The sequence below is a fragment of the Cupriavidus sp. USMAA2-4 genome, assembly GCF_001854305.1.
GTDB classification, from domain to species: Bacteria; Pseudomonadota; Gammaproteobacteria; order Burkholderiales; family Burkholderiaceae; genus Cupriavidus; species Cupriavidus malaysiensis.
This window is the reverse complement of sequence record NZ_CP017749.1, coordinates 1,068,465-1,082,668: the sequence shown is the minus strand read 5'-3', so window position 1 is coordinate 1,082,668 and position 14,204 is coordinate 1,068,465. Positions and strand designations below refer to the sequence as shown.

Below are 14,204 nucleotides of genomic sequence, written 5' to 3'. Positions count from 1 at the left end.
GGTCGGGCGGAATGCCGGCCGGTGCCGGCCGCTGTCGGCCGGTGTCGGCCGGTGTCGGCGCTCGGGCCGGCTCAGGCAAGCGGCTCAGGCAAGCTCGGCCCAGCCGTGGCTGAGCACGACCTTGTCGCGCTCGGCCACGCGGGCGCGCAGCTGGAAGTGGTTCGGCTGGCCCGGCACGCGCCAGATCTCGGTCACCAGCGTCTCGCCGGGGTAGACCGGCGCGGCGAAGCGGATGTCGAGCGCGCGCAGGCGGGCCGGGTCGCCGCCGGCGCACTGGCGCAGCAGCGCATGCCCCACCAGGCCGTAGCTGGCCAGGCCGTGCAGGATGGGGCGCGCGAAACCGGCCGCGGCGGCCACCGCCGGGTCGGCATGCAGCGGGTTGTAGTCGCCCATCAGGCGGTACAGCAGCGCGGCCTCGGGGCGGATCGCCCGGGTGTCGGTGAAGTCCGGGGCGCGCTCCTCGGGCACGGGCTGCAGCGCCGGCAGCGGCGCGTCGCTGGGCTGGCCGCCGTCGCGCAGGCTGTAGCCGCCGTCGCCGCGCAGGAAGGAGACCTGCTGCACGGTGGCGAGCAGTTCGCCCTGCGCGGTTTCCAGGCGCCGCTCGGTCACCATGATGGCGCCCTTGCCCTCGCCCTTGTCGCTCAGGTGGGTGATGCGGTTGTGGCCGACGATGTCGGCGCTGGCCGGCAGCGGGCGGTGCAGGCGCATGCGCTGCTCGCCGTGCAGCAGCTTGACCCAGTCGATGCCGGTGTCGGCCTCGCGCGCCCAGAAGCCCGGATAGCCGAGCACCACGGCCTGGGTGGGCAGGGCGCGCAGGCCGCCGGCCTTGCCCTCGAACACGAAGGGCAGGGCGGCCTCGTCCAGCGGGTCGCTGCCCAGGCCCAGGCTGAGCGCGTACAGCATGGTGTCGCGCTCGGCGTAGTGCTGGCGGATGGGCGCGAAGGCGCGCTGCTTGAGGTGGTCGTAGCGGATGGCCATGGGTGTCTCCTCCTGGTCGCTGGCTCGGATCGTTGGTGCTGCTGGCGGGCTCTGCGGGTTCTGCGGGTTCTGCGGGTTCTGCGGGTTCTGCGGGTTCTGCGGGTTCTGCGGGTGCTGCCGGGTGCTGCGGGTGCTGCCGGGTGGTTCCTGCCGCTCGCGTCGGCTCAGACCGGATCCCAGCAGAACACGTCGCCCGAGCGCTCCATCGGCACGAAGGCGGCCTTGAGCGCCGGCATGCCGTGTTCCGCGATGAAGCCGGGCGTCCAGCCTTCGCTGCGGTGCACGGAGCGCAGCGGGCGCGGCTGGCTCATGACGAAGATCTCGTTGTTGCGCACGGCAAAGACCTGGGCATTGACCTCGCGGGCAGCGTCGGAGAGCAGGTAGACGGCCAGCGGCGCGATCTTGTTGGGCGTCATCTGCTGGATCTTGGCCACGCGCGCCTGCTGCTCGGGCGTGTCGGTGGGGATCGAGCCGATCATGCGGCTCCAGGCGAACGGCGCGATGCAGTTGGAGCGCACGTTGAACTTCTGCATGTCCAGCGCGATGCTCTTGGACAGCGCCACCAGGCCGAGCTTGGCGGCGCTGTAGTTGGCCTGGCCCAGGTTGCCGATCAGGCCCGAGGTCGAGGTCATGTGCACGAAGGCGCCGCCCTCCTGCTCCTTGAAGTGGTTGGCGGCGGCGCGGCTCATGTAGTAGCTGCCGTACAGGTGCACCTTGAGCACGGCGTCCCATTCGTCCACGCTCATCTTGTGGAAGAAGCGGTCGCGCAGGATGCCGGCGTTGTTCACCACGCCGTCGACGCGGCCGAAGGTGTCCACGGCGCAGGCGATGATGCGGGCCGCGCTGTTGGCTTCCGACACGCTGTCCGTGTTGGCCACCGCCTGGCCGCCGGCGGCCTGGATCTCTTCGACCACGCGCTGCGCGGGACCGGCATCCTGGCCTTCGCCGTTGGTCGAGGTGCCGATGTCGTTGACCACCACCTTGGCGCCCTCGGCGGCCATGGCCAGGGCGATATCGCGCCCGATGCCGCCGCCGGCGCCCGTCACCACCACCACCTTGTCCTGCATCATGCCTGCCATGTCGGTCCCTCTCTTGTGTACGGAAATTGCCGGCAGGATCTCGCCAAACGGCGTTTTGCGCTATTCGACAATGCCAATGGCCGCCTTCGGCAATGGTGAAAGTGGGGCGCGACCGTGGGGTGGAAGTGAAGTGCAAGGCGGCGGCGGAGCGGCCTGGCGCGGCGCCGCGGGGGCACGATCCCGGCACGATCCCGGCGCGACCCGGGCAGGACTTAAGCACACGCGAAGACGCGCTTCCGCAAACGCTGATTGCGCCGGCGGCCGACTGGCCCGACCATGCGGACCTGACGTACCAGACACGGGCGTGGACCGGGTCCGGCGTGTGCGGGCAGCGGCCCGCCGCCGCCGTGCCGGCCCGCGCCGCCGCACCGCCGGCGCTTGCGCGGCAAGCCCGGGGGCCCTGAACAGCCAACACGCCGAACGTTTCCATGATCGAGCAGACCCAATCCAACAACTACCAGGAAATCCGCGACGCGGTGCGCGCGCTGTGCGCCGAGTTCCCGGACGAGTACTTCCGCAAAGTGGACGAGCAGCGTGCCTATCCCGAGGCCTTCGTCAACGCGCTCACCAAGGCCGGCTGGCTGGCCGCGCTGATCCCGCAGGAGTACGGCGGCTCCGGCCTGGGGCTGACCGAGGCCTCGGTCATCATGGAGGAGATCAACCGCTGCGGCGGCAACTCCGGCGCCTGCCACGGCCAGATGTACAACATGGGCACGCTGCTGCGCCACGGCTCCGAAGCGCAGAAGCAGAAGTACCTGCCCAAGATCGCTTCCGGCGAGTGGCGCCTGCAGTCCATGGGCGTGACCGAACCGACCACCGGCACCGACACCACCAAGATCAAGACCAAGGCCGAGAAGAAGGACGGGCGCTACGTCGTCAACGGCCAGAAGGTATGGATCAGCCGCGTGCAGCACAGCGACTGGATGATCCTGCTGGCGCGCACCACGCCGCTGGCCGAGGTCAAGAAGAAGAGCGAGGGCATGTCCATCTTCATGGTGGACCTGCACGAGGCGCAGAAGAAGGGCATGATCGTGCGTCCGATCCCGAACATGGTCAACCACGAGACCAACGAACTGTTCTTCGAGGACCTGGAGATTCCCGAGGAGAACCTGATCGGCGAGGAGGGCAAGGGCTTCAAGTACATCCTCGACGGCCTCAATGCCGAGCGCACCCTGATCGCCGCCGAATGCATCGGCGACGGCTACTGGTTCATGGACCGCGTCACCCAGTACGTGAAGGAGCGCCAGGTGTTCGGCCGCCCCATCGGCCAGAACCAGGGCGTGCAGTTCCCCATCGCCGAGACCTTCATCGAGCTGGAGGCCGCCAACCTGATGCGCTGGAAGGCCTGCGAGCTGTTCGACGCACACCAGCCGATGGGCGCCCAGGCGAACATGGCCAAGTACCTGGCGGCCAAGGCGAGCTGGGAGGCCGGCAACGCCTGCCTGCAGTTCCATGGCGGTTTCGGCTTCGCCTGCGAGTACGACGTGGAGCGCAAGTTCCGCGAGACGCGCCTGTACCAGGTGGCGCCGATCTCGACCAACCTGATCTATTCCTACGTGGCCGAGCACATCCTCGGCCTGCCGCGCTCGTTCTGAGCCCCGGCCGGCCCTCCCCCGGGCGGGGGCGGGCCGCCCCGCGCCGGGCACGTCACGCCCGGCGATTGCACCCCGTCCCGGGCGACCCTACACTGGCACCCATCGGGGCCCGCCGGGCCCCGCCCGCCGATCGACCGCCTTGCCCAGGAACCCCAGCGAGATGTCCCCGCCCCCCACCACCGCGCAGCGGATCAGCGATATCCCGCGCCAGCGCGCCGGGCTGGCCCCCGACGATACGGCCGTGGTCGAAGACGGCCGCACGGTGTCCTATGCGCAGCTGTGGGCGAACGTGGAAGCGGCGCGCGCCTACCTGCAGGACCAGGGCGTGGCCACCGGCGATCGCGTGCTGGTCGTCGCCGAGAACTGCCTGGCGGTGATCACGCTGCTGTTCGCGCTGTCGGAGCTCGGCGCCTGGCCGGTGGTGGTCAATGCGCGCCTGTCGGAGCGCGAGGTCGATGAGATCCATGCGCACTGCCGGCCGCGCCTGGCGCTGTTCACCCATGGCGCGTCGCCGGACGCGCTGCGCCATGGCGTGCGCTATCGCGCGCTGGAGAGCGTGCTGCCCGGCCTCGGCCCGCTGATGGCGGGCGCGCTCGACACGGCCAGTCCGCGCGAGCCCGAAGCGGTCGCGCGCGAGGTCGCCGCGCTGCTCTATACCTCCGGCACCACCGGGCAGCCGAAAGGGGTGATGGTCACCCACCGCGGCCTGCTGCACTATGCCCGCGTCACGGTGGCGTCGCGCCGGCTGCGGCCGCACGACTGCGCCTACGCGCTGATGCCGATGTCGCACGTGTTCGGGCTGGCGACGGTGCTGCTGTCCACCTTCCAGGCCGGCGCCAGCCTGTACCTGTGCGCCCGCTTCAGCGCCGCCGACGTGGTGGCGGCGCTGCGCGCGGGCGAGATCTCCATCCTGCAGGGCGTGCCGACCCTGTTCAGCCGCATCCTGGCCCACTTACGCGCGCAAGGCCCAGGCGCGCAGGGCCCCGGCGCGCAGCCGTGGGGCCGGCTGCGCTACCTCTACACCGGCGGCGGCCCGCTGGACCTGACGCTGAAGCGCGAGGTGGAGGCCCTGTTCGGCCTGCCGCTGCACCACGGCTACGGCATGACCGAGTACGCCGGCTCGCTGTTCGTCACGCGCATGGAGCAGCCGCGCGCCGACTGCTCGGCGGGCCAGATCGTCGAGGGCGCGGAACTGCGCGTGGTCGGCGCCGACGGTCAGCCGGTGCCGGCCGGCACGCCGGGCGAGCTGTGGGTCAGGGGCCCGGGCGTGATGCGCGGCTACTACCATGCGCCGGAACTCACCGCCGCCGCGCTGCGTCCCGACGGCTGGCTCAACACCGGCGACATCGGCCGGCTCGACGAGGACGGCGCGCTCTTCATCGTCGGCCGCACCAAGGACCTGATCATCCGCTCGGGCTTCAACGTCTATCCGATCGAGGTCGAGTCGGTGCTCAATGCGCATCCGTCGATCCGTGTCTCCGCGGTGGTCGGCATGCCGGGCCAGGACGGCGACGAGGAAGTGGTCGCCTTCGTCGAGGTGGCCGAAGGACAAGCGTTCGACGTGCCGGCGGTGCAGGCCTACCTGAAGGAACGCCTCTCGCCCTACAAGCGGCCGCAGCGCATCCTGCGCGTCGCCACCATTCCCCGCACCGCGAGCGGCAAGCTGCTCAAGCTCCAGCTGCGCGGCATGCTGGCGGAGCCGCGCTAGCCGCCGGCGGTGCGCCGGTTGGCTCCCCGCTGGTCTGCCCCCCTCTCCCGCCTGCGGGAGAGGGCGCCAAGACCGTGTGCTTGGCGCTCGGTGTTGGTGCATCTCGTCGGCTTCGGCAAGCGCGTTGGGTTTCGCATCGCGCCGGTTCGCTCCCCTCTCCCGCCTGCGGGAGAGGGGCCGGGGGTGAGGGCAGGCGCTGGCTGGCCGTGGCGGGTGGGATCACACCATCGGCTTTGTTTCCGTGCTTGCGTGCTGGATCACACCGTTGGCTTCGTCTCTGTGCTCGCGCGCTGGATCACACCGTTGGCTTCGCTGGGCTTGGCGCCTTGCTAGACCACCCCTCACCCCCGCCCTCTCCGTGCGGGGAGAGGGAGCCAGGACACTATGCTTGGCCGGCGGTGTTGGCTGTCTTCCCCGCTCAGTCCTGGCGCCCTAGGCCGTCCTCGACCAGCAGGTCCACCAGCTTGCGCGCGAAGACCGGCAGCGCGGCGAGATCGGCCACGCAGATCTGCAGCTTGCGTTCCGCCCATTCGTCCTCCAGCCGCACGATCTGCAGCGCCATGGTGCGCGCGTGGCGGCTGGCCGTGCTCTCGGGCAGCACGCCGATGCCGACGTTGGCTTCGATCATGCGGCAGGCGGTCTCGAAGTTGCTGACCTGCACGCGCCAGCGCAGCGCGCGCTGCAGGTCGCCGGCGGCGCGCTTGAGGAAGTTGTGGATCGCGCTGGCCTCCGGCAGGCCGATGAAGTCGTAGTCGAGCGTGTCGATGAAGTCGACGTGCCGGCGCTGCGCCAGCGGATGGCTCAGCGCGGTGGCGAGCACCAGGCGGTCGTGCCGGTACGGCATCACCTCGAGGCCTTCGGTGCGCACATTGCCGGCGACGATGCCGATGTCGACCATGCCCTCCTGCACCGCGCGCACGATGTCCGGGCTCAGGCGCTCCTGCATCTCGATGGTCACGTCCGGGTGGTTGACCAGATAAGTGCGCAGCACCGCGGGCAGGTACTCGCTCATCGCGGTGGTATTGGCCAGCACGCGCACGTGGCCCTTCACGCCGGAGGCGTATTCCTGCAGGTCGCCGCTCAGCTGCTCGAGCTGGCGGATCACGCGGCGCGCGTGGGCCAGCAGGGTCTCGCCGGCGCCGGTGACCTTCACGCCCTGGTTGCTGCGGCTGAGCAGCTTGACGCCGACGTGTTCCTCGAGGTTCTTGATGCGGGTGCTGGCCGCCGCGAGCGAGAGGTGCGAGCGCTCCGCGCCCCGCGTCAGGCTGTTGGCCTCGGCGATATGCGTGAAGAGTTTCAGGTCGACCAGGTCGAAGCGCATGACTGCTGCGGGCGGCGGTGTCTCGGAGCGGGCGGATCGCGGGGATCGCGCGCATCGCTCGAATCGTTATGGGGCCCAGGGCATGCCGCAGCGGGGTGGCGGCGGTGCGATGGGACAGGCGGACAGTCCCGCGATTATAGTGAATCGGGCCGCCCCGTGGCAGGCGCGGCGGCGGGAAGGGCGGCAGCGGCGCGGGCGTTACGGCCGGCCGAACGTTAGCTTCGGGAAATGCAGATAGCGGCCACGGCGGCCGGCGGCGATGATGGCAGCCGGAACCGTCTGCCCCCACATCCCATGCACGCCCATCTGCACGCCTGCCAGCACCTCAGCCTGCGCCATCTCCTGCCGGCATTCCCGCTCTCGGTGGCCGCCCTGCAGGGCCGCGTGATCCTCCGGCGGCGCGGCTTCGAGCGCGCGCTGGCGCCCGGGCAGCAGGTCCTGCTCGATGCCTTCGAGCCGGTCGAGCTCGGCCTCGATGGCAGCAGCGAGCAGCCTTCGTCGTGTGCGCTGGCCCTGCATGTGGCGCGTCCGCCCGCGGTCGACGGCGCGTTGCACCGGCAACTCTCGCGCCGCATCTTCCTGCAGCCGCAGCACGCGTGGAATGCGAGCGACATCGCCAGGCTGCTCGATATCCCGCCGCCGCAGCTGCGCCGCATGCTGTTCTCGGAAGGCACGGCGCTGACCGAGCTGTGCCGCACCCAGCGGCTGATGCGTGCCCTGTTCGAAACCCTGGCAGGCCATGCCGCGGCCCAGGTGAAGCGGGCGGCCGGCTGGCCGCCGCAGGGCGACTTGGCGTCGGCCTTCTACGACCGCTTCGGCATCGCCATGCACGCGGCGCGGTCGCTGGCGGGCGCGCCGCGGCTGCGCCTCCCGCTGGCGCAGCCATGGCCGCGCGGTGTCGAGGGAGGAGGCCTGACGGCGCGGCCGGCGCTGCGCTGAGCCCGATGCGCGCCGCCCCCGGCAGGGCGGGGCGGGCTCGGCAGAACCGCGCCATGCCGCCCCCGCGCTCCCGTAGAATCGGGCCCATCCGTCACGCTCCCTGCCCGCCGATGCTGCTGCCGATCCCGCCATGCTCCGTGCCGCGCCTGCCCGCGGCGCTCTCCCTGCTCGCCGCCGTGCTGCTGGCCGGCTGCGCGCCTGCCACCGTGGTGCAGACCAACCATGCCTCGGACTATGTCGCCCGGCCCGGCCGCATCTATGTCGCCACCGGCGCGGGCATGGGCTGGGGCAGCGAGTTCTCGCAGGCCTTCCAGCAGAAGTTCCAGGAGATCGTCGGCGCCTGCGGCAATACCGCCGGTTTCGTCGAACTGTCGGGGCTGGAACTGGACCAGCGCACGCCGGTCCAGCGCGCCGCCGATTTCCGCGCCGATACGCTGCTGACCATCGCCCATGGCGGCGGCGTGGTCATGATGGGCGGCGGCAACCGCATTTCGATCCACTATCTCGCCACGCTGGGCGCCATGCAAGGGCATCGGCCGGTCTGGCGCGGCAGCTTCGACTTCGGGCGCGGCGGCACCGTGATCCCGCTGGCCGAGCGCGGCGCCGTGTTCGCGGTGGACCTGACCAACGGCCTGATCCGCGACCACATGCTGCCGGGCTGCCGCGAGATCGCCCTTGGCCAGGGCAGCCGGCTCGAAGGTGCCGGCGCCGGCACGGCGGGCCGGGCCGCCCCATCGCAGACCGAGGCGCCGGTGGCATCGGTGGCGTCGCTGGCGGCTGCGCCCGCTGCCGCCAAGGCACCGCCGCCCGCCACCGGACAGGCGAGCCTGCAGGACCTGGATGGCCTGCTGCCGGCCGCCGGTGCCGCCGCGGCGCCCATGCCGGCTGCCGGCACGGGTACGTCGTCGGCGCGCGCCTTCGCCGATGCGGTGCGGCGGCGCGTGCGGCCGAACGTGCGCGTCGACGCCGAGATCGCGGGCAACCCTGCCGCCGTGGTGATGGTGGAATTGCGCGGCGACGGCAGCCTGCTGCAGTCCCGGCTGGTGCAGTCCAGCGGCGACGCGCGCTGGGACTCTGCGGTGATGCGCGCGGTGGCGCTGTCCGCGCCCTTCCCGCTGCCCGACGACGGCCGCCTGCCGACACGCTTCACCATCACCTTCCGGCCGAAGGATTGAGGCGGCGCGCCAGGAGGACTCCTCGCGCGGCGGCCGGGAGAGGCGGGGACGGAGGGCGGGGACGGCGGCGGGTTCAGTTGGCGCGGCGGGCGCCGTTAATCCTTGCTGTAACGCATCATTGACCGCCCCCATGCTCAAGTCCGCCTTACCCTGCCTGCTGATCGGCCTTCCCGCGCTGGTCGGCATCAACTTCGTCTGGCCCGCGCTGCAGGCCCTGCACGCCTGCGACGACGCGGGTTCGCGGCTGTTCCAGGCCATCGTCGAGCGGGGCGGACAGGTCGGCCAGCGCGAACTGGAGGCGATCCGGCGCAGCTGTTCGGCGCAGGCCAGGTCGGAGGCGGCTCCGAGCCCGGCGCTGTTCAAGGGCCTGGAACTGCCCGCGTTCTCGGTCAGCAAGTAGCCGCTCCGCCAGTAGCCGGTCCGCCAGTAGCCGCCCAGCAGGCCGGCAGTCCGCAAGCCGCCCGCGCCGGTGGCGCCGTGGCGGGAGGCCACAACCTGCCGATCGGGCGCATCCTGCTGATGGCGGCATCAGCGCGGGCTTTGCCTCGGTGTTCGGCACGCCGCTGGCCGGCGCCGCCAGAAGCCGCCTGAAGCCGCCCGAAGCCGCCGCGCGCTGAGACAGGGCGCGGAATGCCCCGCGTGCCGCGCCCGTCACGCCAGCCAGGCGTGCCATGGGGCGGAAGGTGGCCCGCCGAGCCGGTCTGGTTCCGGTGCGGCGAGTGCGGCGCATGCGCCACAGCCACGGGCCACCCCCGGGCGCGCCGCTCAAGTTCGCCCGGCACCGTCCGATAGCCGGGGCGTATAGCCGGCGGCCGTGCTGCGATGGGCGCAGCGCGGGAGACCGCCTGCATGCACTCGCCCCCGCCCCCATGTCCTCCCGCCTGACGATCCGTCTCCGACTGCTGTTGTCCGTCTCGACGTTGTTCCTGCTTGCCCTGCTGGTCGGCGCGGCGGGCCTGCTGGGCCTGCGCGACGCCAACCGCGCCCACGAGCAGACTTTCACCAACCAGTTTCCGTCCGCGCTGGCGCTGGGCGAGTCCGACCTGAGCCTGACCCGTGCGCGCACCGCGCTGGACAAGTCGATGCTGTACCCGTCCGACGCGGACGCGATGCCGCTGCTCGACCGCACCGAGGAGCTGATCACCCGCTCCGACGCGGCCTGGAAGCGCTACCTGGCGCTGCCGCGCGACGCCGAGGAGGACCGCCTGGCCCAGGCGCTCGCGCCGCAGCGCGAGGCGGCCGTCAAGAGCCTGCGCGACATCATCGCCGCCCTGCGCGCCGGCGACCGCGCCAGCGCCGATGCCCTGATGGAGAAGAGCGTCTCCAAGGCCTTCCGCGCGGCCAACGACGCCAGCCAGGCGCTCGGCAAGCTGCAGCTCAAGCTGTCGCAGGCCAACTTCGACGATTCCCAGTCGGCCTACGCCCGCTTCCGCTGGGTGGTGCTGGCCGCCATCCTGATGGCGCTGGCGGTCGCCGCGTGGTGCGCCTGGTCGCTGCTGCGGGCCATCGTCGGCCCGCTGGAGGCGGCGGTCGCCCAGTTCGACCGCATCGCCGCCGGCGACCTGGCGCAGCCGGTGCGCCACCAGCGGCGCGACGAGATGGGCCGCCTGCTGGATGGCCTGGCGCGCATGCAGGGCGCGCTGGCCGAGACCGTGCAGCGCGTGCGCCACGGCTCGGGCGCCATCTCGGCGGCCACGCGGCAGATCGCCGCGGGCAACGCCGACCTGTCGCAGCGCACCGAGCAGCAGGCCAGTTCGCTGCAGCAGACCGCCGCCAGCATGGAGCAGATGACCTCGATCGTGCGGCAGAACGCCGACAACGCAGGCCAGGCCTGCCAGCTCGCCGACAGCGCCTCCGAAGTCGCGCAGCAGGGCGGCACGGTGGTGTCCGACGTGGTGCGGACCATGCGCGAGATCAGCACCGCTTCGCGCACCGTGACGGAGATCATCGGCGTGATCGACGGCATCGCCTTCCAGACCAACATCCTGGCGCTGAATGCCGCGGTGGAAGCGGCGCGCGCGGGGGAGCAGGGCCGCGGCTTCGCCGTGGTGGCCGGCGAAGTGCGCAACCTGGCTCAGCGCAGCGCCGCCGCCGCCAAGGAGATCAAGGCCATGATCGAGGCCTCGCAGACCAAGGTGGAGGCGGGCAGCGCGCTGGCCGAGCGCGCCGGCAGCACGATGGCCGACATCGTCGCCTCGATCCGCCGCGTGACCGACATCATGGGCGAGATCGCCGCGGCCTCGAAGGAGCAGAGCACCGGCATCCACGAGGTCAACAAGGCGGTCACGCTGATGGACGAGGCGACGCAGCAGAACGCCGCCCTGGTCGAGGAGGCCGCCGCCGCGGCCGCCGCGCTGGAGGAGCAGGCGCGTTCGCTCGACGGCGCCATCGCCGTGTTCCGCCTGCATTGAGAGACCGGCGGCGCGTTCAGCGCAGGCCCAGCAGCCGCTCCAGGCCGTGCGCCAGCGCGGCGAGGCGCGCGCCCGCCTGGGCCTCGACGGTGGCGAAGCGGCCGCGCTTGCGGTGCACCGCGCAATTGAGCACGAACCACTGCGAGTCGACCTGCGCGCACAGCGGCGTGGCGAAGCCGTAGACGTCGGGGTGCCATTCGGCCGGGCTGGAGCAGAAGCCACGCCGCTCCAGGCTCTCGCGCGCGGCGGCCAGCGCCGGCATGGCGCGCCGCACCGCCTCGGCATCGTGCAGGCGCAGCCGGTTCAGCACGGCTTCGCGCTCGGCGGCGCCGCAGCGGCATAGCCAGGCGCGGCCGATGGCGGTGCTCAGCATCGGCACCGCCGCGCCGATGTCCGGCGCGGTCAGCAATTCCTCGGTGGAGCGCGCCGTCTCCACGTACAGCATCTGCGTGCGGTCGCGCACGCCGAGCGATACCGCGCCGCCCAGTTCGTCGGCCAGCGCCTTCATCAGCGGCCGCGCGACCTGGCGGATATGCATGCCGGCCAGCAGCGGATAGCCGCTCGCCAGCACCGCCGCGCCGAGCCGGTACTTGCCCAGCGCGCGCTCGTGGCGCAGGTAGCCGAGCACCGTCAGCGTATGCGTGAGCCGCGCCACGGCCGACTTGGACAGGCCGGTGCGCAGCACCAGCTCCCGGTTGCCCAGCAGCGTCTCGCCTGGGCGGAAGGCCAGCAGGATGTCGAGGCCCTTGGCCAGCGTGCTGGCGAACTGCGGGTCGCGCCCGCTTTCCGCTTCAGCCGCCATGCCGGCGCTCCAGGTCCTGCCCCAGGTTCTGCTCCAGGTCCGCCTCCACCGCCGCCACCAGCCGCGCCAGTTTCGGGCCCATCTCGCGCTCGAGCTTGCGCGGCGTCATGCGCAGCGCCGGCACGCCGCAATTGAAGACCAGGATCTCGCCGTCGGTCTCGGCGCGCATCGGCACCGCCACCGCGTGCACGTCGCGCTGCCAGTCGCCGCGCGAGCGGCAGAAGCCCAGCGCGGCGAGGTCGTCGCAGGCCTGCGCCACGGCGCCGGCGCAGCGCTCCCATAGCTCCGGTTCGCCGGCCCGCAGCGCCTCCAGCACCGGTGCGCGCGCCTCGGCCCCGGCGCGCGCCAGCCAGGCGCGGCCCATGGCCGTGCTCAGCATGGGCAGCGCGGCGCCGATGTCCGGCCGGAAGGCGACCGCGTCGTGGCCGCGGCTGGTCTCGACGTAGACCATCTGCAGGCGGTCGCGCATGCCCAGCGAGACCGAGCCGCCGACCTCGTCGGCGAGCGCGCGCATGCGCGGCCGCGCGACCTGGCGCACGCGCAGTCCCGCCAGCAGCGGATAGCCCAGCGACAGCGCGGTGGGGCCGAGCCGGTAGCGGCGGTACTGCTGGTCGTACAGCAGCAGCCCGCGCGCCGCCAGCGTATAGGTCAGCCGGCTGATGGTGGCGCGCGACAGCCCGGTGCGCGCCGCCAGCTCGGCATTGCCGAGCATCGGCTCGCCGACGCGGAAGCACTGCAGCAAGGCCAGGCCGTGCGCCAGCGTGGTGGAGAACTCGTGGTCGGGATGGCGTGGGCGCGGCGGCATGCGGACGGCGACGGGCGGGCGGTGGGGGCGGTGGGGGCAGTGGAAGTGGATGGAGGCGTCGCAGGGGCGAGCGGCGGCTCGGCTCGATCATACGCCGCGCCGTGCGGGCCGGCGCGGCGCGCGTTCCGGATATCGAAACAGCAGTCTCGCATTCCGGGCCCCGCTGCTAGGCTGTGCCTGACCTGCTGCCCCGGCGGCACGGAACGATGCACAGCACGATGGAGACAGACAGATGATCCGCGACCCCGGCGCCTTCGACGCCTTCCTGCACAGCCTGCGCCGCTTCGTGCGCGAGCGCCTGATCCCGCAAGAGGCCGAGGTGGCCGCGCGCGACGAAGTGCCGCCGGCGCTGGTCGACGCGATGGCCGCGCAGGGCCTGTTCGGCTATTCGATCCCCGAGGCCTACGGCGGCGCGGGCATGAGCACCGAGGAACTGGTGCTGGCGGCGATCGAACTGTCGCAGTGTTCGGTCGCCTTCCGCGCGCGCGTCGGCACCAATACCGGCATCGGCTCGGAGGCGCTGGTGGCCGACGGCACGCCGGAGCAGAAGCAGCGCTACCTGCCGCGCCTGGCCCGCGGCGAGCTGACCGGCGCCTTCGCCCTCACCGAGCCCGAGGCCGGCTCCGATGCCACCGCGCTCGCCACCAGCGCGCGCCGCGAAGGCGACCACTACGTGCTCAACGGCACCAAGTGCTTCATCACCAACGCACCCATCGCCGGCCTCTTCACCGTGATGGCGCGCACCGATCCGCAGCAGGCCGGCGCGGCCGGCATCTCCGCCTTCATCGTCGAGCGCGGCACGCCGGGGCTGACCACCGGCGCGCCCTACCAGAAGATGGGGCAGGCCGGCTCGCCGGTGTCGGAGGTGCACTTCCAGGACTGCCGCGTGCCGGCCGCCAACCTGATCGGCGGCGTCGAGGGGCAGGGCTTCCGCACCGCGATGAAGGTGCTCAACAAGCAGCGCATCCACCTGGCCGCGCTGTGCACCGGGCCCGCCATCCGCATGCTCGACGAGGCGCTGCGCTTCGTCAGCGGCCGCAAGCAGTTCGGCCAGCCGCTGGCCGACTTCCAGCTGGTGCAGGCGATGATCGCCGACTGCCAGACCGAGATCCACGCCGCGCGCGCGCTGATCCTCGAAACCGCGCGCCAGCGCGACCGCGGCGAGGACGTGACGATGCAGGCCTCGATCTGCAAGTACTTCGCCTCCGAGATGTGCGGGCGCGTGGCCGACCGCTGCGTGCAGATGTTCGGCGGCTACGGCTATATCGCCGACTTCGGCATCGAGCGCTTCTACCGCGACGTGCGCCTGTTCCGCCTCTACGAAGGCACCAGCCAGATCCACCAGCTCAATATCGCCAGGCGCACGCTGGCCCAGGCTGCGCGCTGAGCCC

The 14,204-nt window shown here is 72.0% G+C and carries 12 protein-coding genes; 7 read left to right on the top strand and 5 right to left on the bottom strand.

Features of this window, described 5'->3' with window-relative positions; genetic code table 11:
* Window positions 1–84 precede the first annotated feature (84 nt).
* Both BKK79_RS24900 and BKK79_RS24895 read right to left on the bottom strand, forming a co-directional pair.
* Entirely contained in the window at window positions 85–978 is an 894-nt protein-coding gene (locus tag BKK79_RS24900) for a MaoC/PaaZ C-terminal domain-containing protein (RefSeq protein WP_071017767.1), read from the bottom strand.
* A 164-nt stretch (window positions 979–1,142) separates the two neighbouring features.
* On the bottom strand, window positions 1,143–2,048 hold the full coding sequence (locus tag BKK79_RS24895; protein WP_418235926.1) for an SDR family NAD(P)-dependent oxidoreductase: 906 nt from the start codon (window positions 2,046–2,048) through the stop codon (window positions 1,143–1,145).
* Between the two features lie 437 nt (window positions 2,049–2,485).
* Here BKK79_RS24895 and BKK79_RS24890 point away from each other — a divergent pair, with 437 nt between their 5' ends.
* Together BKK79_RS24890 and BKK79_RS24885 are read left to right on the top strand one after the other, a co-directional pair.
* A complete protein-coding gene (locus BKK79_RS24890; protein WP_071017769.1) occupies window positions 2,486–3,652 on the top strand; it encodes an acyl-CoA dehydrogenase family protein in 1,167 nt (388 codons plus the stop codon).
* Between the two features lie 160 nt (window positions 3,653–3,812).
* A complete protein-coding gene (locus BKK79_RS24885) occupies window positions 3,813–5,360 on the top strand; it encodes a class I adenylate-forming enzyme family protein (RefSeq protein WP_071039139.1) in 1,548 nt (515 codons plus the stop codon).
* Window positions 5,361–5,778: 418 nt separating this feature from the next.
* On the opposite strand, the gene BKK79_RS24880 is transcribed toward BKK79_RS24885, so the two are convergent.
* Window positions 5,779–6,681 (bottom strand): LysR family transcriptional regulator, encoded by a 903-nt coding sequence (locus BKK79_RS24880; protein WP_071039138.1) that lies wholly within the window; start codon window positions 6,679–6,681, stop codon window positions 5,779–5,781.
* Window positions 6,682–6,975: 294 nt separating this feature from the next.
* Between BKK79_RS24880 and BKK79_RS24875 the strand changes: the two genes are divergently transcribed.
* The 4 genes from BKK79_RS24875 to BKK79_RS24860 all read left to right on the top strand — a co-directional run bounded on the left by BKK79_RS24875 (window position 6,976) and on the right by BKK79_RS24860 (window position 11,206).
* A complete protein-coding gene (locus BKK79_RS24875) occupies window positions 6,976–7,620 on the top strand; it encodes a hypothetical protein (RefSeq protein ID WP_071039137.1) in 645 nt (214 codons plus the stop codon).
* A gap of 110 nt (window positions 7,621–7,730) precedes the next feature.
* Window positions 7,731–8,795 (top strand): cell envelope integrity protein TolA, encoded by a 1,065-nt coding sequence (gene tolA / locus BKK79_RS24870; protein ID WP_071039136.1) that lies wholly within the window; start codon window positions 7,731–7,733, stop codon window positions 8,793–8,795.
* A 130-nt stretch (window positions 8,796–8,925) separates the two neighbouring features.
* Window positions 8,926–9,195, top strand: a complete 270-nt coding sequence (locus tag BKK79_RS24865; RefSeq protein WP_071017777.1) for a hypothetical protein — start codon at window positions 8,926–8,928, stop codon at window positions 9,193–9,195.
* A 469-nt stretch (window positions 9,196–9,664) separates the two neighbouring features.
* Window positions 9,665–11,206 (top strand): methyl-accepting chemotaxis protein, encoded by a 1,542-nt coding sequence (locus BKK79_RS24860; protein WP_071039135.1) that lies wholly within the window; start codon window positions 9,665–9,667, stop codon window positions 11,204–11,206.
* Between the two features lie 16 nt (window positions 11,207–11,222).
* Here the strand turns inward: BKK79_RS24860 and BKK79_RS24855 are convergent, their stop codons facing one another.
* On the bottom strand, window positions 11,223–12,008 hold the full coding sequence (locus BKK79_RS24855; protein ID WP_071017781.1) for an IclR family transcriptional regulator: 786 nt from the start codon (window positions 12,006–12,008) through the stop codon (window positions 11,223–11,225).
* Complete coding sequence (locus tag BKK79_RS24850) at window positions 11,998–12,813, bottom strand: IclR family transcriptional regulator (protein ID WP_071039134.1); 816 nt, start codon at window positions 12,811–12,813, stop codon at window positions 11,998–12,000. Before BKK79_RS24850 ends, BKK79_RS24855 begins: the two co-directional genes overlap by 11 nt.
* Window positions 12,814–13,045: 232 nt before the next feature.
* Between BKK79_RS24850 and BKK79_RS24845 the strand changes: the two genes are divergently transcribed.
* The gene (locus BKK79_RS24845) at window positions 13,046–14,200 is read left to right on the top strand and encodes an acyl-CoA dehydrogenase family protein (RefSeq protein WP_071039133.1); all 1,155 of its coding nucleotides are present in this window, start codon (window positions 13,046–13,048) and stop codon (window positions 14,198–14,200) included.
* Window positions 14,201–14,204: the final 4 nt, after the last annotated feature.